Origin of the sequence: Bacillus sp. Xin1, from assembly GCF_013314535.1 — a bacterium.
Taxonomy (GTDB): Bacteria; Bacillota; Bacilli; order Bacillales; family Bacillaceae_G; genus Bacillus_A.
This window is the reverse complement of record NZ_JABUAE010000012.1, coordinates 96438-121525: the sequence shown is the minus strand read 5'-3', so window position 1 is coordinate 121525 and position 25088 is coordinate 96438. Positions and strand designations below refer to the sequence as shown.

At 35.2% G+C, this 25088-nt stretch carries 24 protein-coding genes and 1 riboswitch; of the genes, 14 read left to right on the top strand and 10 right to left on the bottom strand.

Annotation, left to right across the window (positions count from 1 at the left end):
- Positions 1-133: 133 nt before the first annotated feature.
- On the top strand, positions 134-751 hold the full coding sequence (locus tag HRG09_RS13555) for an SAM-dependent methyltransferase (protein ID WP_174101288.1): 618 nt from the start codon (positions 134-136) through the stop codon (positions 749-751).
- 85 nt (positions 752-836) lie between these two features.
- On the opposite strand, the gene ahpF is transcribed toward HRG09_RS13555, so the two are convergent.
- Together ahpF and ahpC are read right to left on the bottom strand one after the other, a co-directional pair.
- Entirely contained in the window at positions 837-2363 is a 1527-nt protein-coding gene (ahpF, locus tag HRG09_RS13550) for an alkyl hydroperoxide reductase subunit F (RefSeq protein WP_174101287.1), read from the bottom strand.
- Positions 2364-2377: 14 nt separating this feature from the next.
- Complete coding sequence (gene ahpC / locus HRG09_RS13545; RefSeq protein ID WP_174101286.1) at positions 2378-2941, bottom strand: alkyl hydroperoxide reductase subunit C; 564 nt, start codon at positions 2939-2941, stop codon at positions 2378-2380.
- 718 nt (positions 2942-3659) lie between these two features.
- On the opposite strand from ahpC, the gene mtnK reads away from it, so the two are divergent.
- From mtnK to HRG09_RS13530, 3 genes are all read left to right on the top strand, one after another.
- The gene (gene mtnK / locus HRG09_RS13540; RefSeq protein ID WP_174101285.1) at positions 3660-4889 is read left to right on the top strand and encodes an S-methyl-5-thioribose kinase; all 1230 of its coding nucleotides are present in this window, start codon (positions 3660-3662) and stop codon (positions 4887-4889) included.
- 12 nt (positions 4890-4901) lie between these two features.
- The gene (gene mtnA / locus HRG09_RS13535; RefSeq protein ID WP_174101284.1) at positions 4902-5942 is read left to right on the top strand and encodes an S-methyl-5-thioribose-1-phosphate isomerase; all 1041 of its coding nucleotides are present in this window, start codon (positions 4902-4904) and stop codon (positions 5940-5942) included.
- Positions 5943-6327: 385 nt separating this feature from the next.
- Positions 6328-6966 carry an L-fuculose-phosphate aldolase gene (locus tag HRG09_RS13530; protein WP_174101283.1) on the top strand — a complete coding sequence of 213 codons (639 nt, stop codon included), beginning with the start codon at positions 6328-6330 and terminating at the stop codon, positions 6964-6966.
- Between the two features lie 51 nt (positions 6967-7017).
- On the opposite strand, the gene HRG09_RS13525 is transcribed toward HRG09_RS13530, so the two are convergent.
- The 3 genes from HRG09_RS13525 to HRG09_RS13515 are packed head-to-tail and all read right to left on the bottom strand — an operon-like array spanning position 7018 to position 10034.
- On the bottom strand, positions 7018-8025 hold the full coding sequence (locus HRG09_RS13525; RefSeq protein ID WP_174101282.1) for a FecCD family ABC transporter permease: 1008 nt from the start codon (positions 8023-8025) through the stop codon (positions 7018-7020).
- Positions 8022-9062 carry a FecCD family ABC transporter permease gene (locus HRG09_RS13520; RefSeq protein WP_174101281.1) on the bottom strand — a complete coding sequence of 347 codons (1041 nt, stop codon included), beginning with the start codon at positions 9060-9062 and terminating at the stop codon, positions 8022-8024. Before HRG09_RS13520 ends, HRG09_RS13525 begins: the two co-directional genes overlap by 4 nt.
- Positions 9063-9110: 48 nt before the next feature.
- On the bottom strand, positions 9111-10034 hold the full coding sequence (locus tag HRG09_RS13515) for an iron-hydroxamate ABC transporter substrate-binding protein (protein ID WP_174101280.1): 924 nt from the start codon (positions 10032-10034) through the stop codon (positions 9111-9113).
- Positions 10035-10350: 316 nt separating this feature from the next.
- Between HRG09_RS13515 and HRG09_RS13510 the strand changes: the two genes are divergently transcribed.
- Positions 10351-11400, top strand: a complete 1050-nt coding sequence (locus tag HRG09_RS13510; protein WP_174101279.1) for an NAD(P)/FAD-dependent oxidoreductase — start codon at positions 10351-10353, stop codon at positions 11398-11400.
- 289 nt (positions 11401-11689) lie between these two features.
- Here HRG09_RS13510 and HRG09_RS13505 read toward each other — a convergent pair whose 3' ends face one another.
- A complete protein-coding gene (locus tag HRG09_RS13505; protein ID WP_174101278.1) occupies positions 11690-12058 on the bottom strand; it encodes a hypothetical protein in 369 nt (122 codons plus the stop codon).
- 190 nt (positions 12059-12248) lie between these two features.
- Here HRG09_RS13505 and HRG09_RS13500 point away from each other — a divergent pair, with 190 nt between their 5' ends.
- The 6 genes from HRG09_RS13500 to HRG09_RS13475 all read left to right on the top strand — a co-directional run bounded on the left by HRG09_RS13500 (position 12249) and on the right by HRG09_RS13475 (position 17055).
- Positions 12249-12488 (top strand): helix-turn-helix domain-containing protein, encoded by a 240-nt coding sequence (locus HRG09_RS13500; protein WP_174101277.1) that lies wholly within the window; start codon positions 12249-12251, stop codon positions 12486-12488.
- Positions 12489-12810: 322 nt separating this feature from the next.
- Positions 12811-13281, top strand: coding sequence for a spore coat protein (locus tag HRG09_RS13495; protein ID WP_254610076.1), 471 nt, complete (start codon positions 12811-12813; stop codon positions 13279-13281).
- A 108-nt stretch (positions 13282-13389) separates the two neighbouring features.
- Positions 13390-13839 (top strand): spore coat protein, encoded by a 450-nt coding sequence (locus HRG09_RS13490; RefSeq protein WP_174101276.1) that lies wholly within the window; start codon positions 13390-13392, stop codon positions 13837-13839.
- A gap of 204 nt (positions 13840-14043) precedes the next feature.
- Positions 14044-14712: an LSm family protein gene (locus HRG09_RS13485; protein ID WP_174101275.1), complete on the top strand. Its 669-nt coding sequence runs from the start codon at positions 14044-14046 to the stop codon at positions 14710-14712.
- Between the two features lie 498 nt (positions 14713-15210).
- Positions 15211-16464 carry an ATP-binding protein gene (locus HRG09_RS13480; protein WP_174101274.1) on the top strand — a complete coding sequence of 418 codons (1254 nt, stop codon included), beginning with the start codon at positions 15211-15213 and terminating at the stop codon, positions 16462-16464.
- 210 nt (positions 16465-16674) lie between these two features.
- The gene (locus HRG09_RS13475; protein ID WP_174101273.1) at positions 16675-17055 is read left to right on the top strand and encodes a hypothetical protein; all 381 of its coding nucleotides are present in this window, start codon (positions 16675-16677) and stop codon (positions 17053-17055) included.
- 22 nt (positions 17056-17077) lie between these two features.
- On the opposite strand, the gene HRG09_RS13470 is transcribed toward HRG09_RS13475, so the two are convergent.
- Positions 17078-17710, bottom strand: coding sequence for a cyclase family protein (locus HRG09_RS13470; RefSeq protein ID WP_174101272.1), 633 nt, complete (start codon positions 17708-17710; stop codon positions 17078-17080).
- 91 nt (positions 17711-17801) lie between these two features.
- Positions 17802-17914: riboswitch (SAM riboswitch) on the bottom strand.
- Positions 17915-18066: 152 nt separating this feature from the next.
- Here HRG09_RS13470 and HRG09_RS13465 point away from each other — a divergent pair.
- Together HRG09_RS13465 and HRG09_RS13460 are read left to right on the top strand one after the other, a co-directional pair.
- Positions 18067-19176, top strand: a complete 1110-nt coding sequence (locus HRG09_RS13465; RefSeq protein WP_174101271.1) for a PRK06851 family protein — start codon at positions 18067-18069, stop codon at positions 19174-19176.
- A gap of 170 nt (positions 19177-19346) precedes the next feature.
- A complete protein-coding gene (locus HRG09_RS13460) occupies positions 19347-20126 on the top strand; it encodes a nucleotidyltransferase domain-containing protein (RefSeq protein ID WP_174101270.1) in 780 nt (259 codons plus the stop codon).
- 28 nt (positions 20127-20154) lie between these two features.
- Here the strand turns inward: HRG09_RS13460 and HRG09_RS13455 are convergent, their stop codons facing one another.
- Complete coding sequence (locus HRG09_RS13455) at positions 20155-21681, bottom strand: FAD-dependent oxidoreductase (RefSeq protein ID WP_174101269.1); 1527 nt, start codon at positions 21679-21681, stop codon at positions 20155-20157.
- 611 nt (positions 21682-22292) lie between these two features.
- Here HRG09_RS13455 and desB point away from each other — a divergent pair.
- Positions 22293-23378, top strand: coding sequence for a Delta(10) desaturase DesB (desB, locus tag HRG09_RS13450; protein WP_174101268.1), 1086 nt, complete (start codon positions 22293-22295; stop codon positions 23376-23378).
- Between the two features lie 69 nt (positions 23379-23447).
- Here desB and HRG09_RS13445 read toward each other — a convergent pair whose 3' ends face one another.
- Together HRG09_RS13445 and HRG09_RS13440 are read right to left on the bottom strand one after the other, a co-directional pair.
- On the bottom strand, positions 23448-24140 hold the full coding sequence (locus HRG09_RS13445) for an amino acid ABC transporter permease (protein ID WP_174101267.1): 693 nt from the start codon (positions 24138-24140) through the stop codon (positions 23448-23450).
- Between the two features lie 98 nt (positions 24141-24238).
- A complete protein-coding gene (locus HRG09_RS13440; protein WP_174101266.1) occupies positions 24239-25033 on the bottom strand; it encodes an ABC transporter substrate-binding protein in 795 nt (264 codons plus the stop codon).
- Positions 25034-25088 lie beyond the last annotated feature (55 nt).

Genomic DNA, 25088 nt, shown 5'->3' with positions numbered 1-25088 from the left:
TGGTCGATATATTTGGAAAAACGCTGATAAAATTTCATTTACCAATTCTTGTTTTCCTTCACAACCTGATTTTATCAGGCTTTTTTTTGTGGTGTATAATAAAAAGTATTATTTCTTAAATGGGAGAAAACCAATGAACGAACAATATTATGATGCGGTATTAAATATAAAAACAGTAGGAGAGCAAAAAGGATTCAATAAGTCTCTCCATTATCATCGTTACGAACCAACGCCATATAGTGGATTAGAAGAACTGTTGAATCAATATGAAATAAGTAGTAACGATCGAGTCATAGATTTTGGGTGTGGAAAAGGAAGATTAAACTTTTATTTTCATCATAAGTGCGGTGCTTCAGCAGTTGGAATTGAAATGAATGAAGAATTCTTTAAAGAAGCGATGGAAAATCGTGAACGTTACGCGAGAAAGTCGAAGAGTAGTAAGAATAAAATTGGGTTTCAATGTTGTTTAGCGCAGGAATATGAAATTGATTCACGTGATAACCGATTTTATTTCTTTAATCCATTTTCTGTGCAAGTATTTATGAATGTCGTAAATAACATATTGCTTTCAGTGGAGGAAATAGAAAGAGACATTGATATTATTTTGTATTATCCATCGGAGGATTATATCTTTTTCTTAGAGAATCAGACGGCATTTGAGTTGAAGAAGGAAGTTAGGTTGCCGGGCGCTTATGAGAAGAATGGGAATGAAAGGTTTTTAATTTATAGATTAGGAGTAATGGGAAGATAAAAAATGGCTGTGCTATCTAATTGATAGTACAGCCATTTTTGTAAATCATATTTATTAATAAAACGTATGACTCACGTCCGTTTTATTAGTTACGGATTAAGTAATCAAATGCACCTAAAGCTGCATTCGCACCTGATCCCATAGAAATGATAATTTGTTTGTACGGATTATTTGTACAGTCACCTGCAGCAAACACTCCTGGTACGTTTGTAGCACCGTGCTTGTCTGTTACGATCTCACCACGAACACGTTCAACTGTGTCGCCTAACCAATCTGTGTTTGGCACAAGACCGATTTGAACGAATACACCTTGAAGTTCGATGTGATGAACTTCTTCTGTTTCACGGTCGATGTAAGAAATACCGTTTACTTTGTCAGTACCAGTAATTTCTTTCGTTTGAACGTTCTTTAGAACAGTTATGTTAGGTAAGCTGTAAAGACGATCTTGCAAGACAGCATCAGCTTTTAATTCTGGCATGAATTCAAGAACAGTTACGTGTTTTACAATACCAGCTAAGTCGATTGCTGCTTCAATACCAGAGTTACCGCCACCGATAACTGCTACATCTTTTCCTGTGAATAATGGACCGTCACAGTGTGGGCAATATGCTACACCTTTGTTTTTGAACTCAGCTTCACCCGGTACGCCCACATTACGCCAGCGGGCACCTGTTGAAACGATTACGCTCTTACTTTTTAGAATAGCGCCGTTTTCAAGTTCCACTTCAATAAGTTCTTTTTTCTCTAAACGTTTTGCACGTTGTAGATTCATTACATCGATGTCGTATTCTTTTACGTGCTCTTCAAGGCTTGCTACTAGCTTAGGACCTTCAGTGCGTTTTACGCTGATGAAGTTCTCAATACCCATCGTATCCATTACTTGACCACCGAAGCGCTCAGCAACGATACCAGTGCGGATGCCTTTACGTGCTGCATAAACTGCTGCACTTGCACCAGCTGGGCCGCCACCAACAACAAGAACATCGTACGGATCTTTATCAGAAAGCTCTGATGCATCTGGACCGTTACCCATTTTAGCTAAAATTTCTTCAAGTGTCATACGACCGCTTCCGAAAGATTCACCATTTAGGTAAACAGTTGGTACTGCCATGATGTCTTTACTTTCTACTTCCTCTTTGAACGCAGCGCCGTCAATCATAGTATGGGTAATACCAGAGTTTAGAACGCTCATTACGTTAAGAGCTTGTACAACATCAGGGCAGTTATGACAACTTAGGCTGATATAAGATTCAAAATGATATTCGCCTTGAATGTTTTTTATTTGATCGATTAATTTTTGTTCAACTTTTGGAGCACGTCCACTCACTTGTAGTAAAGCTAACACTAATGAAGTAAATTCGTGTCCTAATGGAATACCAGCGAATACTACACCAGTGTCTTCACCAGGGCGATTTACGCTAAAGCTTGGTGTTCTCTCTAGTTCAACGTTTTCTACTGTAATCTTAGATGACATAGTAGCTAATTCGTCTACTAGGGATAGCATATCTTTAGATACGTTATCGTCTCCTGCGCTAACTTTAAGTAAAATATCGTTCTCCATTAACTGAAGGTATTGGGCTAGTTGTGTTTTTATATCTGCATCTAGTATCATTTTGATCGAACTCCTTAGATTTTGCCTACAAGGTCAAGGCTTGGTTTAAGTGTTGCAGAACCTTCTTGCCATTTAGCTGGGCAAACTTCACCTGGATTGTTGCGAACGTATTGTGCTGCTTTAATTTTGTTAACAAGGATACTTGCATCACGGCCGATACCGTCAGCATTGATTTCCATAGACTGGATAACGCCGTCTGGGTCAATGATGAATGTACCGCGAGCAGCAAGACCTTCTTCTTCAACTAATACGTCGAAGTTGCTAGTGATTGTGCGAGTTGGGTCTCCAATCATAATGTATTCGATTTTGCCGATAGTTTCTGAGCTATCATGCCATGCTTTATGTGTGAAGTGAGTGTCTGTAGATACAGAGTATACTTCAACGCCTAGTTCTTTTAAAGTTGCGTATTGGTTTTGTAAATCTTCAAGTTCAGTTGGGCATACGAATGTGAAGTCTGCTGGGTAGAAGCAAACTACGCTCCATTTGCCTTTGAAACTTTCGTCAGTAACTTGGATAAACTCTCCATTATGGTAAGCATTTGCTTTAAAAGGTTTTACTTCTGTGCCGATTAATAACATATTAAAATTCCTCCTAAATGTGGGTTTTAAGCAACATAAATTAGCTTGCTCATAAAATAAATTTTTTAATTAACTATAATAATTCTAATTCGATATTTATTATCATATAAAATTGTTTATTTTGTCAAGGGGAATGTACAACTTTATTGAAAAGAATTATCAATTGATTTAGAAATATAAGGTTCTTTCTCTTAAAATGGATGCGATACTGGTAAAATTTATTCCTTTTCATTCTATTATAGTAGAAGATACCATCAATAACTCTAATTATAATTTGAATATTATTTGAAATTTCAAGCGAATCTTTTTCTATGATTTGTTTCATAGCAATCCTTATTTCGTTAGAGAATAATAATATGATTATGTGCATCGGAATGATGAATAAAAAAGTGAATGGATTAGGATAGATGAGGAATTTTAGTTATTCTTAAGTTGTATTCTATATTAACGAATGGTAAGAACCTGACCTTAAAATTCAGCAAAGGCAAAGAAGTTATGTGGAGGATAGAAGAAAACCACTGATTAAAGTTTTACTTTATGTATGAAAAGAAACATTGACGCCCATTTTCAGCAAGCTATAATAAAAATTAGATGTTCGTTTCGAACAACATATGATACAAAAAGAACAATCTATAACATAGATTGAGCACAAAGCTTTCAATCTATTATTTTTTACGGCTTTTAGAAAACGCTTACATTTAGTGTGGAGGGAGAAACCATGGCTAAGTTCACAGAGTATTTTTTAATGGAAGCTAATGATGTGATTGAGTATGTGAAAGAGAAGTTACCTAAGTTTGAAAATATAAAGGGCTTACAGTGTAAAGAAATTGGGGATGGCAATTTAAATTATGTGTTTCGTGTTTGGGATGAGAAAAATGGAACTTCTGTCATTGTGAAGCAAGCTGGGGATACAGCGCGTATTTCAGATGAGTTTAAACTATCTACAAATCGAATTCGTATTGAGTCAAATGTGTTGCAGCTAGAGGGGAAGCTGGCATCTGGACTTGTACCTGATGTGTATGTATTTGATAGCGTGATGAATTGCTGTGTGATGGAAGATTTATCAGACCATACGATTTTGCGGACCGCACTTATTAACCATCAAATATTTCCAAAGCTTGCGGAGGATTTAACGACTTTTATGGTCAATACGCTTTTCCTAACATCTGATGTAGTAATGAATCATAAAGAGAAGAAGGAACTTGTGAAAAATTATATGAATCCTGAGCTATGTGAGATTACGGAAGATCTTGTATACTCTGAGCCTTTTACAGATCATAACAAACGCAACGAACTGTTTTCACTAAATGAAGGATGGATTCGGGAGCATATATATGGAGATGATAAGCTCCGTCTAGAAGTAGCAAAACGTAAATTTTCATTTATGACGAATGCGCAGGCATTACTTCATGGTGATTTACACACTGGTTCTGTGTTTGTAAGAAAAGACTCTACAAAGGTGATTGATCCAGAGTTTGCTTTCTATGGCCCGATGGGATATGACGTTGGGAATGTGATGGCAAATTTAATGTTTGCTTGGATAAATGCTGATGTGGTGATGGCCGATGGAATAGAGAAAGATACATATATGAGTTGGTTGGAATCTACGATTATAGATGTAATCGACTTATTTGAGAAGAAATTTTTAGAAGCATGGGATATTCATGTAAAAGAGATTATGGCAAAGGAAACTGGATTTGATCGTTGGTATTTACAGTCTATATTAGAGGATACGGCTGCTGTAACGGGACTTGAGTTAATACGTCGCATTGTCGGATTAGCGAAGGTGAAAGATATTACATCGATTCCTAATGATGAATCTCGTGCGAGAGCAGAACGTATTTGTTTACAAGCAGCGAAGAAATTTATTTTACGAGCAGATGAATATAGAACAGGAACGAGCTTTTTACAAACGTTAAAAGAACAGTCTATGCATAGTGCAAAGTAAGGAGAGAAGACAATGTCAGAGCAATTAATACCAATTCAGTGGAAAGATGATGCTTTAGTTTTATTAGATCAAACGTTATTACCGAATGAGGTAGTCTATGAATCTTTTACAACAGCTGAGGGTGTATGGGATGCCATTCAAGTCATGAAAGTGCGCGGGGCACCGGCAATTGGTGTTTCAGCAGCTTACGGTGTGTATTTAGGTGTAAAGGGAGCATCTGAAGATTTATTGGAGTCATTTATAGGAGAAGTAAAAAAGGTCTGCACATACTTAGCGACATCAAGACCGACAGCAGTAAACTTATTTTGGGCGCTTGAGAGAATGGAAAATGTGGCAAAAGAACATTCCCATTTATCTATCGATGAATTAAAAAATAGGTTGTTAGAGGAAGCAAAAGCAATTCATAAAGAAGACGAAGAAATTAACCGTAAAATTGGAGAGCATGCATTAACATTGTTCCGAGATGGTATGGGTGTACTTACGCACTGTAACGCTGGTGCTTTAGCAACAACGAAATATGGTACTGCAACAGCGCCGATGTACTTAGCCAAAGAAAAGGGATGGGACTTAAAAATTTATTCTGATGAGACCCGTCCTAGATTACAAGGATCAACACTAACAGCACTAGAATTACAGAGAGCTGGTATTGATGTAACTGTCATTACCGATAACATGGCGGCGATGGTTATGTCACAAGGGAAAATCGACGCAGTTATAGTTGGTTGTGACCGCGTAGCAGCAAATGGTGATGTGGCAAATAAAATTGGAACACTTGGTGTGTCCATTTTAGCAAAATACTATAACATCCCATTCTATGTCGCAGCACCAACGCCGACAATTGACTTAAAAACACCAACAGGTAAGGAAATTCCAATTGAAGAGCGAGATGCTTCTGAAGTAATTAATCGATTTGGACAATATTCAGCTCCAAAAGAAAGTAAAGTATATAATCCAGCATTTGATGTAACACCGCATGAGAATGTAACAGCAATTATTACGGAAAAGGGGATTGTTAGGGCTCCATTTACTGAGAACTTAAGAAAGCTATTTTAGTCATTATGGAATAGATAAATCTATTTTTATGAAGTGTGTAATAAACAGTGCATTACAAAAATTATTACAGATACAATGGTGCCACTAACACCATTGCAGCAAGAATGTATATAAATACAAATTGAAAAACCGACATAAGATTATTCTGTTTAGGTGGGAGAGAGCATCTAGCCATGCATAGAAGCGGTCAGGTCTTTTTCCTGCCACATGCCAAGTTAAAACAAAGAGAGAAAAAGAGTGCAGGTCACCTTTTGTTCTTCATAGCAGGGGATTATATGTTGAAAAATCAAAATAGATTTGTATATTAACAACTATAAAGAATATGGTACACCAATTATTTTAGCAAACTAGTCATCACAAGGTTCACATCAAGGGGGATATAAATATGTTACTACAAAAAGAAAGAGAAGAGATTGTAGCGTATGGTAAGAAAATGATCACTAGCGGATTGACAAAGGGAACAGGCGGTAATATTAGTATCTTTAATCGTGAGCAAGGTCTTGTTGCAATAAGCCCAAGTGGCTTAGATTATTTTGAAACAACGCCTGAAGATGTAGTTATATTGAATTTAGATGGTGAGATTGTAGAAGGTGAAAGAAGGCCTTCAAGTGAACTGGATATGCATCTTATTTATTATAGAAAGCGTGAGGATATCAATGCGCTTGTGCACACTCACTCGCCTTATGCAAAAACAATTGCATCATTAGGATGGGAGCTTCCAGCAGTATCTTATTTAATCGCCTTTGCAGGTCCAAATGTCCGCTGTGCACCTTATGAAACATTTGGAACAAAGGAATTAGCTGAGGCAGCTTTTGAGGGAATGATTGACCGGCGTGCAGTTTTACTTGCGAATCACGGTTTAATAGCTGGTGGAAACAGTATAAAAATGGCATTTACTGTTGCTGAAGAAATTGAGTTTTGTGCACAAATTTATTATCAAACAAAAAGTGTTGGAGAACCGAAGCTATTGCCAGAAGATGAGATGGAGAATTTGGCGAAGAAGTTTGAAGGGTATGGACAGTAGTAAAATGAAATGAAAACCCCCTTCAAGATTTTTACTCTTGAAGGGGGTTTTTTATGCTTTCTTCAACAATAAGTACATAAAGTAAGGTGCACCAATTAAAGCAACGATAATACCTGCTGGAATGCCGTTAGATTCGACAATATTTCGTCCAATTGTATCTGCTAATAGCAATAACCATCCACCAATTAAAACAGCGATAGGCATGAATATTTGGTGTCTTGGACCTACTAAAGATTTTGCGATGTGAGGAGCCATCAGTCCGATAAAGCTAATTCCCCCTGTTACAGAAACAGCTGCAGCTGCAAGCGCAACGGCTGCAATTAATAAGTATCTGCGTTCTTTTTCAATTTCAATTCCAACTCCAATTGCGACAGGTTCGTTTAATGCTAGAATGTTTAATCGATTTGCTTTATAGAAAACAAACGGGATCAATACGATTAACCATGGGAGCATTGCTAAAACGAAGATCCAGTCATCTCCCCAGATGTTTCCGGCAATCCATTTTGAAATAAAGTCTACTTTCATACGGTCTGCTGATGAAATAAGGACAATCATCGTTCCAGATAGTGCAAATGCAAAACCGATACCGGTTAATGTTAATCGTATTGGTTGAAGCCCTTCTGTTTTACTGTATGAGAATACGTAAATAAGACAAGCTGTCAGAAAAGCTCCGATAAATCCAACGACTGGTAGTAAATAAAGAAACGAACCAACATCTATCGGGAAGTATAGAAAGAAAACAGCAACTGCAACACCGGCACCGGAGTTGATCCCGAGAATCCCAGGTTCAGCTAAATCGTTTCGGGTAATACCTTGCAAGATAGCACCTGATAAAGCGAGTGCCATACCAGCTAATAATGTAATGACAATTCTAGGTAGTCTTAAAGAATATAAAACGAATTCCTCTTTAAATGTACCTTGTCCCATAAGTGTTGGGATCAATCTGTCATAGGAGAGAGAGGCAGAGCCGAGTCCCATTCCGATTACAATTGTTGTGATAGTAAGTATAAGTAATGCAAGTATGATTAGACGTTGTTTCTTGATAATAGATTGCATCATGAGAAAGTTCTTCCTCCTTTACGAACAATGAATAGGAAGAATGGTAATCCTACAATAGCGACAATAGCAGTAACCGGTGTTTCATACGGAGAGTTAATTGTACGCCCAATTGTATCTGCAAGTAGCATAAAAGAAGCACCAGCGATCACTGACATCGGTATGACAAAACGGTAGTCTGGCCCAACGATTGGACGAACCATATGAGGTACCATTAAACCGATGAATGCCATGTTTCCAACAAGTGCTACAGAAGCACCAGCAAGTAAGATAATAATGATAAATAGAATCGTTTTAATGACGATAATTTTTTGACCGAGTCCAATGGCAACTTCTTCACTGAAGCTAAGGACTGTCAATTTCTTTGAAAGTAAAATAGCGATAAATATACTTATTGAAATAACTGGAATAATAATTTTTAATTGGCTCCAAGTTGTTCCAATTACGCCTCCAGCCGTCCAAAGTGATACATCTTGTGAAATTTTAAAATAAATGCCAATACCTTCTGAAATTGCGATTAGGAATGCTGAAACAGCAGCACCAGCTAATACAATTCGAAGAGGAGAAAGCCCGCCCTTTTTCACCATCCCAATTCCAAATACCATAATAGCGCCAATTGCAGCACCGATAAAGCAAGCTAGTGTTAAGTAAAGGTAGCTTATGGAAGGATTGAAAGCAAGTGTCAGTGCAAGCGCAGCGTTCGCACCACCAGTTAGGCCGAGTAATCCAGGGTCTGCAAGTGGATTTCGTGTTAATCCTTGCATAATTGCTCCAGAAACAGCAAGTCCAGCTCCTACAAAAATAGCAGCAACTTCACGTGGCAAACGTATTTCGCGAATAATGGATATCTTGTCTCCTTTAGCAGAGGAAGTGAGTGCTAACCATACATCTTTTATAGAAGTATCTGCAGCACCTAATACCATTGCCACCATAAAAATTAGAAAGAATGCAAGTATGCTCAAAATTAGTTTGTATGTAAAAGTTATGGAACTTGGATTGTTGTGATCTTTTGTCATTCGTTTCACATCTTTTCTTTTCATAGAATAAAGGAAGAGGAATTCTTAAATTAAGAATTCCTCATGTTTGAATTATTGACCAAGAAAGCTTTTCTTGAAGAAGTCTAGTTGGAAGTCTAATGTAAGTGGATCATTGAAATAGAATTCCATCATGTTTGCTTCATATACACGATTGTTTTTTACTGCTGGAATGTTTTTATATGATTCTGTCTCTTGGAATGAGTTATCAGTATCTTTGTTTTTACTTACGATTAAGTAATCACCAGCAAACTCAGGTAATACCTCAGTAGATAATGCGTAGTAACCTTCTTTTAATGCTTTTTCTTTTACTTTTTCGGGCATTTTTAATTTCATTTCTTGGTAAAGAATTTCTGTTCCACGGCCCCAATTATCGCCGTACACATAAAGTTGTTTGTTGAAGTTTTCAACAACAGAAACTGTTGCATCTTCACCGATTTTTTCTTTAATTTCTTTACCAGCTGTTTGTGCACGCTTCTTGAAATCATCCACCCAAGCTTTTGCTTCTTTTTCTTTATTTAGTAATTTACCGATTTCAACATGTTGTGTTAAGTAATCAACTTTTCCGTAAGTGTATGTTACAGTAGGAGCGATTTTCTTTAACTTATCAACGTTTTTAATGTTTGATAAACCGATGATTAAGTCTGGATTTAATTCTGCAATCTTTTCAACATTCTCATCTGATACTTCAGCGACGTTTTTAAGTTTGCTATCAAAGCGTGGGTTGTGTTTAGACCATGAATCTACACCAACAAGATTAACACCTAAAGACATCACGTTACCTGCGAATGATGATAATACAACAACACGTTTTGGATTTGCAGGAACTTCAACTTTACCATTTTCAGATTGGTACGTAATTGTTTCTGATTTACTTCCCTTTGCAGTTGAATCGTTTTTCTTATCTGTCGAGCCGTTGCTACAAGCACTCATAACGAGTACGAATAGAACTGTAAGTGAAATGAATAATTTTTTCATTTTTCTTCTCCTTTTATAAAGTGTATGGAATGTATAGTTTTCTAACAAGATAGGTATTTTAATTGTTCTTATAAATCTTAAAATTGAGATTTATTACCATTAAATATTGAGTGAGTTATAAATAAATAGTTATTTTCCCTCCAATTTTGTTAATAGTTTACATATTGATAATGATTATCAATACTAACTCTTTAAATAATATAATTTTATCTTTTTGTCTTGTCAATAGTGATTTTGATTGTAAATCTAACAGAAAAAAGGTATATTTTACTGAGAATGATAATCATTTAAAGGAATGGTTGAGGAGTGAGCACAAATGAATCCAGAAGAATTATTTGATGTGACCGTGATTGGAGGAGGTCCGGCAGGGCTGTACTCAGCGTTTTATAGTGGGCTTAGAGAAATGAAAACAAAAATAATTGAATTTCAACCACAGTTAGGTGGGAAAGTACATGTTTATCCTGAGAAAATGATTTGGGATATCGGGGGATTGCCACCAGTTACTGGAGCAAAGTTAATTAATCAGCTTGTTGAGCAAGGATTAACCTTTCATCCAGAAGTAGTATTAAATGAAAAAGTAGAATCGATCACTAAGAATCAAGAGGGTATTTTTGTGTTAAGAACTTCCTCTGGCCAAAAGCATTTTTCAAAAACAGTTATTGTAGCTACTGGAAGCGGGATATTAAAGCCACAAAAGCTAGCAATTGAAGGGGCAGAGAGATTTGAAGTATCGAATTTAAATTATACTGTTAAATCTTTAAAGCACTTTAAAGATAAGACTGTCATCGTTTCAGGTGGAGGGAACTCTGCGATAGATTGGGCAAATGAATTAGAGCCAATTGCGAAAAAGGTTTATTTAACATATAGAAAAGATGCTTTAGTTGGTCATGAAGCGCAAGTTACTCAACTTATGAACAGTTCAGTTTCCTGTATCTTTCATACATCGATTACGAAATTAATTGCAGGCGAAAATCATGAAGCAATTGAACGTGTGGAACTGACTAATCACGAAACAGGAGAAATTTCCTATTTACCAATTGATGAAGTAATCATTAATCACGGTTATGAACGTGATATGACATTATTGGAAAATAGCGATTTGAATGTTGAAATTGCTGATGATTATTTTATTGCTGGGAGTACGAATAGTGAATCTTCAATAGAAGGACTATATGCTGCTGGAGATATTTTAAAGCATGAAGGGAAATTACATTTAATTGCGGGTGCTTTCCAAGACGCTGGAAATGCTGTAAATAAAGCAAAACAATTTATTCAGCCAGATGCGAGTGAATATGGAATGGTATCATCGCATAATGATGTATTTAAACAGCGTAATAGGGAGCTTATTAAGCAAATGATGAAATAGAAGAAAAAACAGAGGGAAAATGAGTGTGAATTTTATTTTCTTTTTCGTAGCAGATATATGAAAGATGTTTCAATTACCTTTAATAACAAATAAACACCCAGTCACTTTCCTATCTTTATTAAGTAAGGAAGGAGGCTGGGTATTTATCTGTTTACTCTTTTTTTTATCATTTGTATTGCACCGATTTCTTCAGTTCACGTCTTTTACATGTATTTTGAAAGAAGAGAATACAGAGATGTGAACATTTTATTTGTAAAATTTTTCATTTCTTTTTTAAAGATAAGGAAAATTATGCTGTTCCTTGTGTGTACTGATCAGGAAATTGTTTATTTTGCACAGAAGAGATGTATTGTTTTCCATGTTTTCTAGCAACAGATTCTAGTATTTGACGTACACGTTTTGTAAGTTTCCCCTTGCTTTGGAATGCTTCGCAGTATGCGTCATAGTAAGCATATTTAGCCCAGAGAAAATCATCTTGCTTGAATAAGAAATGATTTTGATACCATTCTCCAATAGTATTATAGTTTACGTCTTCATTTGCAGTCTTTGTTTGCTCAATAATTCTTTTTGGTAAAGCTTTAGAAAGTTGAGCAGCAGTGTTTGTTGTTTCCGCCTGTAATGATTGCTCTAACATTGTAATGATTTGACGAGTTGCCATGTGTTAACTCTCCTTTTGTAAATGGATAAATGCCATCTGTATTTTTTGAATACTCACTATATTATTATACATTATATGGAATGCATCTACCTGCTTTTTGATTTGGATTTACAAAATCTTTTTATTTTGTTTACAAAATTGTCCTATAATAAAGTAAGATGAATGCTGTATATGAAAAAATAATAAGGGAATGAAACTATTGTATATAACGATAAAAGAAGCAGCGGAATATTTAAATCTTCCTGAATCTTACGTTGAAGAATTAGTTCAACAAAAACGAATTCGAGCTTTGTATGACGGTGAGCAATATTTGCTGAATAAAGAACAGTTCAACACACATTTAGAGCAAATGGAAAAATATAAGCAGTTAGTAGAAGAAATATTAAATGAGCCAATTCCAGAGGATATGGATGTAAAAGACGAAGATTAATTTTCTTGGAGTTATAGCGTCGTATTCTATGAAAAATTATACAGAACCAGTTTTATAAATACCGTTTCAAGAGCTATAGGATAAGCATCTTGAAGCGGTATTTTTTATGATGAAATAATAAAGTTTTTTGTATAAGATGGAGGGCTAATTTCAGGATGGGCATTGATAGAAGTCATGTTAGTCTTTTATACATAAGGGATATATGTAATCCCGTGTTAAAAACATATTTTTGTATAATGAGACAATCAGAGAGAACGTAACCTGTATAGATACATATACTATCAGTGCAAACGACTTATAAGACACTGAAAGGAGTTTTCTCATGAGCACCATTAGTAGTGACTTGCTGTATGGATTGATTGGAGAAAGTGTTAGAGTGAATCGAGGTGGACCAGAGTCCCAAAAAGGTACAGTGGTCGCAGTGTATTTGGATTATTTCATTTTATTAAGTGAAAACAAAACGCTTTACTATTATCAACTTCAACATCTAAAAAGTATTACAAAGAATGCAAAAGACGTTGCTGCAGATCTTGGAGTTTTACCAACATTTGCAGAAGGTGAAGATTTTCAAGGTTTACTACAAATTTTAAAGCATCGTTGGGTAAAAATTAATTGCGGCGGTCTAGAAAAGATTGAAGGAATTCTACAAGATGTTTCTTCTGAATATGTGACATTAATTGTAAAAGAGGAAATTGTACAGATTCCGCATTTTCATATTAAAAATGTAAATTATGACATACAGGCACTAGAAGATGAAATATATGGTTATCAAGACTATCAGTCAAATAACTAATAATCCAATCAAAATATAATATATGTTCCATATTCAAAAAGTAAGAGGAACAAGACAATCAAGTGGATAATCGAGGCAAATCGTAATAAAGCAAAAGGAGGGATAAAATTGGAAAATATATTATCTGAAAATCAAATAGAAAGCTGGATTTATCAAAGCGTAAAAGTAAGTCTTGGAGGGCCAGAAAGCTGTACGGGCGTTTTGTTAGAGGTAGGCGGTGATTATCTCATTTTACAAGGAAATACGGGAGAAGTCATTTATTATCAACGGCGGCATGTAAAGGGTGTTATGAAAAAGAAAAAAGATATAGGATTAAGTCCTTATTTTATTGAGCAATATTATGTGGATGGTACCACGTTTCAAGAGATACTAGGTAGTCTTAAGTATAAATGGATCAAAATCAATCGTGGGGGACTAGAAAGTGTAGAAGGGGTATTAAGTGAAGTAAATGAAGAGTACGTTACACTAATAAACCGTGATGAAGTAATCTACGTTATTAATGTTCACATTAAAAACGTGAATCAAATCGTTCAAACTCATAAAGATGAAGAAGAGTAATGTTTGATTAGTAAGAGGAGGAAAATATTTTTAGTTGAATTGCTATTATTTTACTATAGTTTAAATGTCCCCTCTGCTATTTATACTGGTGGGCAGAGGTTATTGTGTCGTTCTGCATACATGCTTTCCCCTTATTATTCTTTTTTAGCTACATGTGAATAAGAGAAAGAGAGGAAGCCACTCTTTAAAGAAAGGAGGATACAGATGAATGAACTAAGCAAAAATATTGGAGAATATATCTATGTTACATTGATTGGTGATAAAAGGTTTAAAGGAATATTAATTGATGTAGGCAATGATATTGTTGTTATTTATGATGGAAAAGATTATATCTATATTTCCTTATATCATATTCAATATTATAAATTTACGGCGAGTTTTGTGGCCGAAATACAAAGAACAGAAATGGATTCTATTATTAAAAGTGAGTCCCCATCCATTTCCCTACGAAAAGTCTTGAGCACAGCTAAAGGGATTTTTACAGAGGTTTATGTGGCGGGTGATCACTCTATCCATGGTTATGTTACAGGTGTTATGAATGATTATTTAGTATTCTATAGCCCTGTTTATAAAATAGTATATATTTCTTTAAAACATCTAAAATGGTTAATCCCCTATCAAGAAAATCAAATTCCGTACTCCCTCAGTAAAAATGAACTTCCAGTTAATCCATTAAATATTACCCTAGCTAGAACATTTGAAGAACAGCTAATCAAAATGTCAGGAAAAATGATGGTGTTTGATTTAGGAGAACATGCAAATAAAATTGGGAAGATGACGAAAATTGAAGATAGTCATATTGAATTAGTCAAGGCGCGCGATGAAAAAATATATTTAAATATTCAACATGTAAAATCGGTTCATTTTCCGTAAGCGAGTTAAGAAGGCTTGCTTTTTCTTTTATATATGTAGAAGAAAAGGTCGAGCCTATTTTTATCCAGCTATTCGTAGGCAGTAAGAATCCTACCTCAAAATTCAGAGAAAGTATTGTCCAGTTCTAGCGGTTAGAATCTCCGGTCGTTTCGCCCCCTCGTTCGAGGGGGCTCCAATGTCCTGCGATTCTGAGTGAGCCGCTTCCGCTTTTCTAAAGAAGTTAGGAGATGGACCAACTACTTGTAAAAGCCTGATTGGTGAGGGATGATTAAATTTTCACCTTATATCGTTTTTTATTTAGATCTATAATAGCTATTTCCTATGGGATGGTAGTATTATAAAATTTGCATGACATAATAATTAGATAGAGAGGAATCCCTATTTAAATTAAATAGGGTTAAAGAATTACAGGTTGCTGTGACAACAATTTCATAAGTACAATTTAAAGAATTAACCAATGCAACATCACTGTTATATTGTTTAAAAGGGGTTATTTGGATGAGTAAATTTCAAAGCTTAATGCAGGAAGAAAAGGAAGCATTAAAAGTATTTTTATTGCTATTCTATATTATTTTTTTTGTATATGACGTTATGTATTATTACATATATCCTGCAATGAACATAAATGAAGCGCAAGTCGGATGGCCAGAGGGTGGACTAGGATTTTGGATATATATTTTTGTAAGTTTGTTATTTCCAACTTCAATGTATCTTCAAAAGGTAGGATATACATATGCTGTTAAATATTTATTTTTAATTGGCTATATGCTAATTGATGTTATCAATAATTTAATGATTTATTCAAAAACAGATCGAGTATTTGAAAATGGAAATATGGTAGAAATATTTCTAATACTTTTTGCACCGGTTTTTGTAAATAAAAAATATTTTTATTTAGTTGCTTTCAGTGTAATTGGTAAATATACGCTTTTTACTGTAGTACTACAAGATATAAAAGTGGTCATCCCTTTAGTGTTGTGTATCTTTTTCTTCATCATTTCTAATTCTTTATTAAAAAGATTTCAATCGTACGTTTGCACAGTGGTGACAGTGTTGAAAGATAAGGAAAAAACTGAGAATCTTGTGTTGATTGGAAAAATGTCTACAGCAATTGGGCATGAAATTCGAAACCCGCTAACCGCTTTAAATGGGTTCACTCAAATTCAAAAGGAACGCAATCCAACTGATGCTGTTAGTTACGATATTATGCTACAAGAAATTGAGAGAATCAATGGGTTTGTTAGTGAATTAATGCTACTTGGAAAGCCCAGACCAACAACTTATCAATTGTGTGATATGCAAAAAATTTTGTTATATGTTGTTCAATTGATGGAAAGTTATGCAATGCAGTATGCTGTAAAAATTGATATACAGGTAGATGAAGACTTACCTAATATAAAGGGTGACGAAAAACAATTAAAGCAAGTCTTATTAAATGTTGTTAAAAACGGAATTGAATCTATGATGGATGGTGGAAGCTTGAAGGTTTACGCATCTAAAACAACTGAAGAAAAAATTTATATTTGCATTCAGGATGAAGGATGCGGTATGGATAGTGAAAAAATAGAAAAGCTAGGAAAATCTGTTTATACAACAAAGGAGAATGGAACTGGCCTTGGCTTAATTATTACACACAAAATCATTGCAGAACATCAAGGTAATATCAAATTTGAAAGTGATGTTTGTGAAGGGACAAAAGTAAAAATAACATTGCCAACTATATCGAAATTAGAAACAAGAGCACTTTTCTGAAAAGTGCTCTTGTTGTGTAAATATAAACATTTTATAAAAAGATTCGAGAATGCTTTTTTTTATAAAACACTTAGTTTATAATAGAGAAAAATATCGGTATGTAGCTTGTTGCTCATATAACGGTTTGTAGTTTTTTGTTTTACGTGAACTAAAAAGAGGGGTGCACACGCATCCTTTTTTCTATGCAGATATTATGAAAGAGGTGGTATGATGGAATTAACATTAAATTCGACTGTATGTTTACACACGATTCAATTTCGAAAAGAACAAAAGAATTATATTGTAAAGGATACAATTACAGGCGAAAAGTATGAAATGCCGCCACTTTGTATTGATGCACTTGCAATGATGCGTGACGGCTTTTCATTGGGAGAAATTGAAGGGAAATTAAAGGAAGAATATCCAAAAGAAGAAGTAAACATTCTAGAATTTACAAGGCGATTGTTAGAACTAGAGCTTGTTGGAATGGTTGACGGTGAAGAAATCATTTGTACGAAAAAGAAAGATAAAGATTATTTTGCATGGGCTCGTCCTCGTATTGAACAATTTTTCTTTCATTTAAACCGAAAATATCGAAGCAGAGATCAATGATGATCTCTGCTTTTTTGTTGAATTAGAAAATAACCGCAAATGCTCTAGCAAAAGCGCCATCACTATTTTTAATTTTTAATGGTGCTGCTGAGAAGAAAAAGCGCTTTGTTTCAATCGCGTCTAAGTTTGTTAAGTTTTCAATTAAGTAAATATTATTCCCTAATAAAATATGATGAATTGGTGATGTTTCAGTTGTCACTTCATCGGGAGAAATGAAATCTAAACCGACAGATTTTACTTTCAACCTAACTAATTCTTCAGCAAGTTCTTCTGAAAGATAAAAGGCTTCTTTTTCATATGCTTCTGTATTCCATTTGTTTGAGAGATTAGAATGGAAAATGACGATATCTCCTTCTTTTATTCCAGCATCATGTAATACTTCTTTCGGTAATTTTCGTTCTTGTACATGTGTTACATCAATGAGAATAGCTTCACCTACAAATTGATTAAGTGGTAATTGATCAATTGTTGTTGCGCCTGAAATAAAATGGGCAGGTGCATTGCAATGTGTACCAACGTGAACAACTGAATGAAAATCTGTGACTTGAAATCCAGCCTCCTCAACACTTGTAATGGGTTCTAGATGAATAGGTGGTGTTCCAGGAAATTGAGGCATATTATTTTCGAATGTTTGTGATAAATCAATTACTTTCATCGGGGATACCTCCAATAATTTTTATAAAATATAAAAAGCCTACCTTTCAAATCAAGAAAGATAGGCTTTACATACTTACATGTAAATTCATGTTTTATCTTCCAAAATGCATTGCATTTTGCAGGATTTAGCACCTATTCAGTTTATATAAACTGAGGTTGCCGGGCTTCAAAGGGCCAGTCCCTCTGCCTCTCTCGATAAGAAAATTATTCAGTTTTAAAATTCGTAATTTTTTGTCGTCTTAATTGTAATTCATTTCCTTTTTTGTTGCAAGAACGAAAATAGATATTCACCCAACTTAGGCTTCAAGCATATTGTGACTTATGTAAGTAGACTGCTATAAAGGAGTGAGGGCAGTGACAGGGAAAATTTTAAATTATTATGCTGGAGGAAATACAGCGATAGGTTTTTATAGTTTATATGAGGAAAATTTAATTGGATTGGAAAGACTTTTCATTTTGAAAGGCGGCCCAGGAACAGGGAAATCCTCATTGATGAAAGCAATTGGGCGTGAGTGGGCTGGAAGAGGATACGATATTGAGCTTTTGCATTGTTCTTCTGATAATAAATCCATCGATGGTATTATTATTCCGAAATTAAAAGTAGGGATTGTAGATGGAACAGCACCACATGTCATTGAGCCAAAAACACCTGGAGTTGTAGAAGAATATGTAAACTTAGGTGTTGCATGGGATTCCGAGAAATTACGAAAACATAAAGATGAAATTAAACGTTATATTTCAGAAGCAAGTGGTGCATTTCAATCAGCATACGCTTGTTTCAAAGAAGCATTAGCTATACACGATGATTGGGAAAGAATTTATATTGATAATATTGATTTTCAAAAAGCGAATGAATTAACAAATCAGCTTATACAAAAGTTATTTGCAGGTAACAAAGGAAAACATGCTGTTGTAAAGCACCGTTTCTTAGGAGCAGCAACACCAAAAGGTGCGGTTGATTTCGTTCCAAATTTAACAGAAGGTATCCCGCATCGTTATTTTATAAAAGGACGGCCGGGATCAGGAAAATCAACAATGTTAAAAAAATTAGCAGCTGCAGCAGAAGAAAAAGGCTTTGAAGTTGAAGTGTATCATTGTGGCTTTGATCCGAATAGCCTTGATATGATTATTGTAAGAGAATTAGGTTTTGCAATCTTTGACAGCACCGCACCGCATGAATATTTTCCAGAGCGAGAAGGTGATGAGATTATTGATATGTATGATCTCATTGTTACTGCGGGAACGGATGAAAAATACGCTACAGAAATTCGCGATGTTTCCATTCAATATAAAACAAAAATGAGTGAAGCGATGTCTTTTTTAGCGAAAGCAAAAGCAGTTCGAGATAAACTGGAGAGAATTTATATTACTGCGATGGATTTTACAAAAGTAGATGCTTATAAAGATGAAATACAGAGTGAATTTGAGCAAATTGCAAAACTTATTGGCAAACAGCAAAAATGAAATAATTGTATAGCTGTCGGGAAGAACCTGACAGCTTTCTGAGAAATTTATTATGTTACTTACGAAAGAGTTACCGATATATATATTAAAAGTAGAATAACACTTCAATAATAAGAATATTATATTTGTCGAATTTCCAGGGAAATGATCAGAAAATGAGGATGATACATATGAAGAATAAAATTCAATTGGAATTAGAAAGAATTGAGAAAGAGAATAATGTGAAAGTTTTATTTGCAGTAGAATCTGGAAGTCGTGCATGGGGATTCCCGTCGAAAGATAGTGATTACGATGTTAGATTTGTATACATCCATCCGGTAGATTGGTATTTATCCATAAATGAAAAACGTGATGTTATTGAGTATCCAATTAGTGATGTTTTAGATATAAGTGGTTGGGATATTAGAAAAGCACTGCAACTATTTGCGAAATCAAATCCAGCATTATTAGAATGGATTCGCTCCCCAATCTTTTATTCTAAGAACTCGGATCTCCCAGAACGTCTACAGAAAATGAGCGAAAGCGATTTTGATCCAAAAGCAACGATTTATCACTACTTACATATGGCTTCAAAAAACTATCGTGAATTTTTACAAGGAGAGCGCGTGAAGTTGAAAAAGTACTTCTACGTATTGCGCCCTATTTTAGCTTGTAAATGGTTAGAAGAGAAAGGGACATTACCGCCTGTAGAATTTGAACGATTAATTATTGAATTGTCGCTAGAACAAAAGCTTTTAAATGAAATTGAAGATTTATTAATAAAGAAAAAAGGAGGCGTTGAGCTGGATGCTGGTCCAAAAAATATAGTATTAAATGAATTTTTAAAGGAGCAGATAAAGTATTATCAGGAATATGTGAAGGGGATTGAAAAAGGAAGGGGCATTGAAGTTGAGAAGTTGAATGATTTGTTTCGAGATATGTTATATGAAATAAGAACCGAGCGCCAGTAGAGTCGCGCTCGGTTTGTTTTAGTTAACTTTATTCTCCATCAACCCGTTTCAGCGGTTTCTCTGCCGGCCCCTCAATTACATCTCCTTCGATTGAAAAGCGGGAGCCATGACAAGGACAATCCCACGTACAATCACCGCTATTCCATTCTACTTCACAACCGAGGTGCGTACAGGTTGTATCGACAATATGTAGTTTGCCTTCATCATCTTTATAAGCACCTGCACGTTTTCCTCGAACTCTTACAACGGAACCTTCACCGTTTTCAAGGTCTTCGGGTTTACGGAGGGCAAATTCTAACTTGCCTTCAATTAAATGTTTTGCTACATCAAGGTTTTGAGAAAAGAATGTTTTTATATCTGGATCTGCATGGAAGCGGGATGGTGCAAAGAGTTCTTTATAAGGGCTATCTATTTTTGTAATAGAGTCTTGTAGTAGCTGAGCTGCAGCAGTCCCTGTTGTCATCCCCCATTTTCGATATCCAGTTGCAACAAATATGTTTGGATTTCCTTCATTGATGTGCCCAATGTAAGGAAGCTTATCTAGTGTAATTAAGTCTTGCGCTGACCATCTGTAAGGAATTTCATCTATTCCAAATGTTTCTTCTGCGAAAGAGTACAATGCTTCATAATGGAGCATTGTATTAATTCCTTGTCCTGTTTTATGGCTTTCGCCACCAACAAGAATGAGTTTTTCTCCATTCATGGTTGTATAACGCAAAGAACGCGTAGGATTGTCGATACTTAAATACATACCTCCCGGATAATCTTTTTTCGCTTTTATAGCTAGAACGTAAGAGCGCTCAGCATACATTCTTGCGAAGAAAAAGCTGTTTGCATCATAGAATGGGAAATGGGAACAGGAGACGACATATCCGCATGTAATGCGATGGCCATCTTTTGTAATGATTTGTGGATATGGGCCTTTCTCGATATCAATCGCAGTAGTCTGCTCGTAGACAGCTCCGCCTGCTTCAACAAATTGTTCAACAAGATTTTTTAAATAATGAAGAGGATGGAACTGTGCTTGGTTTTTCATAACAAGTGCTGCTTGAACTGATATAGGAAGCGGAATGGACTCTACGTAGTCACAAGGAATATTTAGCTTTTTATAAGCTTCGTATTCTTTTGTTAGTTTGTGTAATCCGTCGTTGCAAGTTGTATATAAGTAGGCATCTTCTTCAGTAAAGTCACAGTCGATGTTATTTGTTTGGATTGTTTCTTTAATAAATTGTAACGCTTTTTCATTTGCCTCGTAGTATAGACGAGCTTGATCAACTCCAAAATGATGAATCAGCTCGTCGTAAATAAGGTCGTGTTGTGCAGTAATCTTTGCGGTCGTATGGCCTGTTGTTCCATTTAAAATGTTTCCGGAATCGATTAAAACAACTTTCATACCCTTTTTTGTAAGTAAATAAGCGGTTGTGATGCCTGTAATTCCAGCACCGATAATCGCAACTTCAGTTCTTATATTTTCTGCTAGTTTAGGAAAAGTAGGGAGTGAAGTAGAATTACGCCAGTATGGTTCTGGAAATTGGGGAAATGAATCGTTTGTCATCATATATTCCTCCTGTTTTAAAACAATTTACTACTTAATTTTTCCAATTTATATAAAATTCATGTAAAGTATTTTCTTTTTAAGAGAAGAAAATACTATAAAGCGAACAGAAGGAAAGTATAAATATTTACAAAGTGATAAAGTTATTTTGATATGATAAAAATTGCATATTTCGTCATAAGGGTATTTAAAATATCAGTTAATTCTATAAAGAATTATTTCTGCTCGTATATAAGCTATTCTTGAATGAAACTGATTTTCTTATATGTGAAAGCATTTATATATATAATGGATAAAGTCTTATAAAATCTATGTTTTTTCTTTGGTAAAATAAAATATTATTATGAAAATACAACCACATTTTATTACTAGGTCATAAAAGTTGTTGACAATACAGAAAGTCTATTGATATGATTCATCATGTGGAAAGGTTGATAAAGAGTAAAAAGAGAAATGTTTTTCATTGATAATAAAAGCGAAAATGAGTGACAATAGAGTGAGTATGATTTACGTATATAAATGCTTTTTATAATTACCTAGTTTTATCAATCTGGAAACAAGAATTGATTTATGCAAGTTGCGTAAGCGCGGCATAAGAAAGGGGCAAAAGGATGAAGGAGCTTCATACGTTTGGATGGTATGCAGCACGTGTATCGCCGCATTTGCCAAAAAAAGCATTTAAACCAGTTCCAACTCGCTTGTTTGGTGGACTGGCTTATTTACTTGTGGCGGTAGCTGGATTAATAACGATTGGTTTATTTGACTTGAATGTGTGGGCAAATCTTGGGATTGCAATTGTTCTCGGATTATGTTTTGCTTCACTTGGATTTTTAGGACATGAAATTTTGCACGGGACGGTTGTAAGAAAAGCTTGGCTTCGTGATTTCTTAGGGGCGATTGCATTTATGCCGTTGTCTACAGGACCGAAATTATGGAGAAAGTGGCATAATGCAACGCACCATGTTCATACGCAGCATGAAGAACATGATCCTGATGCGTGGCCAACGCTTGAAAAGATGAAGAAGAGTAAATTTTTAAGATGGGTGTATCGTATGCCCCTTCATGTACGTTCTTTCTTTAGTTTTCTGTCACTAACAATTCAATTTACAATACATTCGACTCGGATGTTCTTTCATTTTATAAAAGAATTTAAGTCATCGAATCAACGATCTGTATGGCTTCAACTTCTTTTGCCATGGACAGTGTGGATTAGCTTACTATTTATTATGGGTCCTGCAAAGTGGCTATTTGCGTATGTGATTCCGTTACTAATTGCAAACTTTATTGTAATGGCATATATTGCAACAAATCACCGTTTAAACCCAATTGTTCCTGTAAATGATCCACTAGCTAACTGTTTATCTGTAACAGTGCCGCGCTGGGTTGACGTTTTACATTTTAATTTCTCATATCATACGGAACATCATCTGTTTCCGGCTATGAGTTCAAAATATTATCCGTTAGTAAAAGAGAAGATTAAAGAAATGTGGCCGGAGCGTTATCATGAAATGCCGATGACAAAAGCATTAGCAGCGCTTTGGAACACGCCTCGAGTGTACTACCAAGGTAGTGAATTAGTTGATCCTCATAAGGAACATTTCTATGGTTCTTTAGGGAATGGACTAGATCCTGAGAATATTTCATATCGTGAGGATCATATAGAGGAGCAAGAAACGATCAAAAAAGTGAATCCATGATTTTTGATGAATCATTTAGAACCTCCAACTATAAAAGCAAGCTACCAAAGAGTAGCTTGCTTTTATTTTTTAAAGAGAGAGAGCTTTTTCTTTCTCTTTATTTACTTGTAAAGAATTGCTTTGTTTACGCTGAAGTCGTTTTTCTAAGAGGTTTACGAGATAGGTAAATAAAAGTACGAGTGCAAGGTAATAGGCACTAACAACAATGTATGTTTCAAGTTGCTTAAAGTTCCCGGCGGCTATAGATAAACCGGATCCCCACAGTTCAGACATTCCTACATATGCGACAAGGGAAGAATCTTTTAATCCAATAACGAATTGATTTCCGAGCGGCGGGATTGATAATCGAAATGCTTGCGGTAAAATGATACGGCGCATAGCGAGCGGATAGGGCATTCCTAAAGAGCGAGCAGCTTCTAGTTGTCCACGATCAACAGATTGAATGGAACCACGGAAAATCTCTGTAATATACGCACCGTTATGAACTGCTAAAGCGATTGCACCAGCCCAAAAAGGAGACAGGACGACAATAGACGTAATACCAAAATAAAGAATCATGATTTGAACAATTAATGGTGTTCCACGAATAACAGCAATATATATATGTGCAATACTGTTTAAAATTTTATTATTGGAAATACGGAAGAAGGCAAATAAAAGGCCGATTAATGAACCGAGTAGTAAGGAAGTCAATGTTAATTGCAAAGTCATGATAATAGCTTTTAGAAATGTTGGATAAGTAGATATGAAAATATCTATCATTAGCGTCACCTCTATATGCGATTGATTTTAGAAAATAGATACAAATGCCCCACAGCTAAGATGAGGGGCATTGTTTTTTGATTGAAAACGGTTCTTTCTTATTTTGTCTGCTTCTCTTCTCCAAGAATGTTGCGTCCAAACCATTTTTTACTGATCTTTTCATAGGTGCCATCTTTAATAATTTCATCCAATGCCTTATTTACTTTTTTGACCATTTCTTTATCGTCTTTGCGAATTGCAATCCCCATCTCATCGAGGTTTAATGGTTTGCCAGCTTCTTTTATATTAGACTTACCTTCTTTAATCATACGAAGACCAACCATTTGATCAGTAATAACTGCATCTACTCGGCCTGGTTCTAAATCCATAAGAGCGGTAATGTCACTGTCGTATTCTGTAATTTGATCTGTTTGTTTTGCAACTAGTGTTTTAAAGGTACTTGCTTTTACAACACCAACTTTTTTACCTTTTAAGTCTTCTGCTGAAGAAATACTATTATTCTTCTTGGTAACGAAAGTTTGAGCACCAGAACGGTAATATGGGTTTGAAAAATTAACAGCCTTTAGTCGCTCTTCTGTAATTGCCATACTTCCTAATATGACATCATATTTTTTTGCTTTTAGACCTTGAATTAATGTTTCCCAAGGATTCGTAACTGGAACAGGCTTCATTCCCATTTTTTTTGCAAGTGCTTCACCAATCTCGACATCAAAACCAACTAGCTTTCCGTCATTTTCTTTAAAGTTAAATGGCTTATATAAGCCACTCATTGCATAGCGAAACTCCTTCTCGCCACCACCCGAAGTCGTACTACTTTCCTTACTACAGGCTCCAAGTATGAATGATGCACATAATGTAATAGCTGCAACAACAGTAAATATTTTCTTTCTCACAAAACCCCTCCTAGATATTTATCTTTTACATACGGACAATCATGTCACGCTTCAA

Bases quoted from the DNA above. Each gene is read 5' to 3' on its own strand.
- HRG09_RS13555 (WP_174101288.1), top strand. From the start codon at position 134: ATGAACGAACAATATTATGATGCGGTATTAAATATAAAAACAGTAGGA.
- ahpF (WP_174101287.1), bottom strand. From the start codon at position 2,363: ATGATACTAGATGCAGATATAAAAACACAACTAGCCCAATACCTTCAG.
- ahpC (WP_174101286.1), bottom strand. From the start codon at position 2,941: ATGTTATTAATCGGCACAGAAGTAAAACCTTTTAAAGCAAATGCTTAC.
- mtnK (WP_174101285.1), top strand. From the start codon at position 3,660: ATGGCTAAGTTCACAGAGTATTTTTTAATGGAAGCTAATGATGTGATT.
- mtnA (WP_174101284.1), top strand. From the start codon at position 4,902: ATGTCAGAGCAATTAATACCAATTCAGTGGAAAGATGATGCTTTAGTT.
- HRG09_RS13530 (WP_174101283.1), top strand. From the start codon at position 6,328: ATGTTACTACAAAAAGAAAGAGAAGAGATTGTAGCGTATGGTAAGAAA.
- HRG09_RS13525 (WP_174101282.1), bottom strand. From the start codon at position 8,025: ATGATGCAATCTATTATCAAGAAACAACGTCTAATCATACTTGCATTA.
- HRG09_RS13520 (WP_174101281.1), bottom strand. From the start codon at position 9,062: ATGAAAAGAAAAGATGTGAAACGAATGACAAAAGATCACAACAATCCA.
- HRG09_RS13515 (WP_174101280.1), bottom strand. From the start codon at position 10,034: ATGAAAAAATTATTCATTTCACTTACAGTTCTATTCGTACTCGTTATG.
- HRG09_RS13510 (WP_174101279.1), top strand. From the start codon at position 10,351: ATGAATCCAGAAGAATTATTTGATGTGACCGTGATTGGAGGAGGTCCG.
- HRG09_RS13505 (WP_174101278.1), bottom strand. From the start codon at position 12,058: ATGGCAACTCGTCAAATCATTACAATGTTAGAGCAATCATTACAGGCG.
- HRG09_RS13500 (WP_174101277.1), top strand. From the start codon at position 12,249: ATGAAACTATTGTATATAACGATAAAAGAAGCAGCGGAATATTTAAAT.
- HRG09_RS13495 (WP_254610076.1), top strand. From the start codon at position 12,811: ATGAGCACCATTAGTAGTGACTTGCTGTATGGATTGATTGGAGAAAGT.
- HRG09_RS13485 (WP_174101275.1), top strand. From the start codon at position 14,044: ATGAATGAACTAAGCAAAAATATTGGAGAATATATCTATGTTACATTG.
- HRG09_RS13480 (WP_174101274.1), top strand. From the start codon at position 15,211: ATGAGTAAATTTCAAAGCTTAATGCAGGAAGAAAAGGAAGCATTAAAA.
- HRG09_RS13475 (WP_174101273.1), top strand. From the start codon at position 16,675: ATGGAATTAACATTAAATTCGACTGTATGTTTACACACGATTCAATTT.
- HRG09_RS13470 (WP_174101272.1), bottom strand. From the start codon at position 17,710: ATGAAAGTAATTGATTTATCACAAACATTCGAAAATAATATGCCTCAA.
- HRG09_RS13460 (WP_174101270.1), top strand. From the start codon at position 19,347: ATGAAGAATAAAATTCAATTGGAATTAGAAAGAATTGAGAAAGAGAAT.
- HRG09_RS13455 (WP_174101269.1), bottom strand. From the start codon at position 21,681: ATGACAAACGATTCATTTCCCCAATTTCCAGAACCATACTGGCGTAAT.
- desB (WP_174101268.1), top strand. From the start codon at position 22,293: ATGAAGGAGCTTCATACGTTTGGATGGTATGCAGCACGTGTATCGCCG.
- HRG09_RS13445 (WP_174101267.1), bottom strand. From the start codon at position 24,140: ATGATAGATATTTTCATATCTACTTATCCAACATTTCTAAAAGCTATT.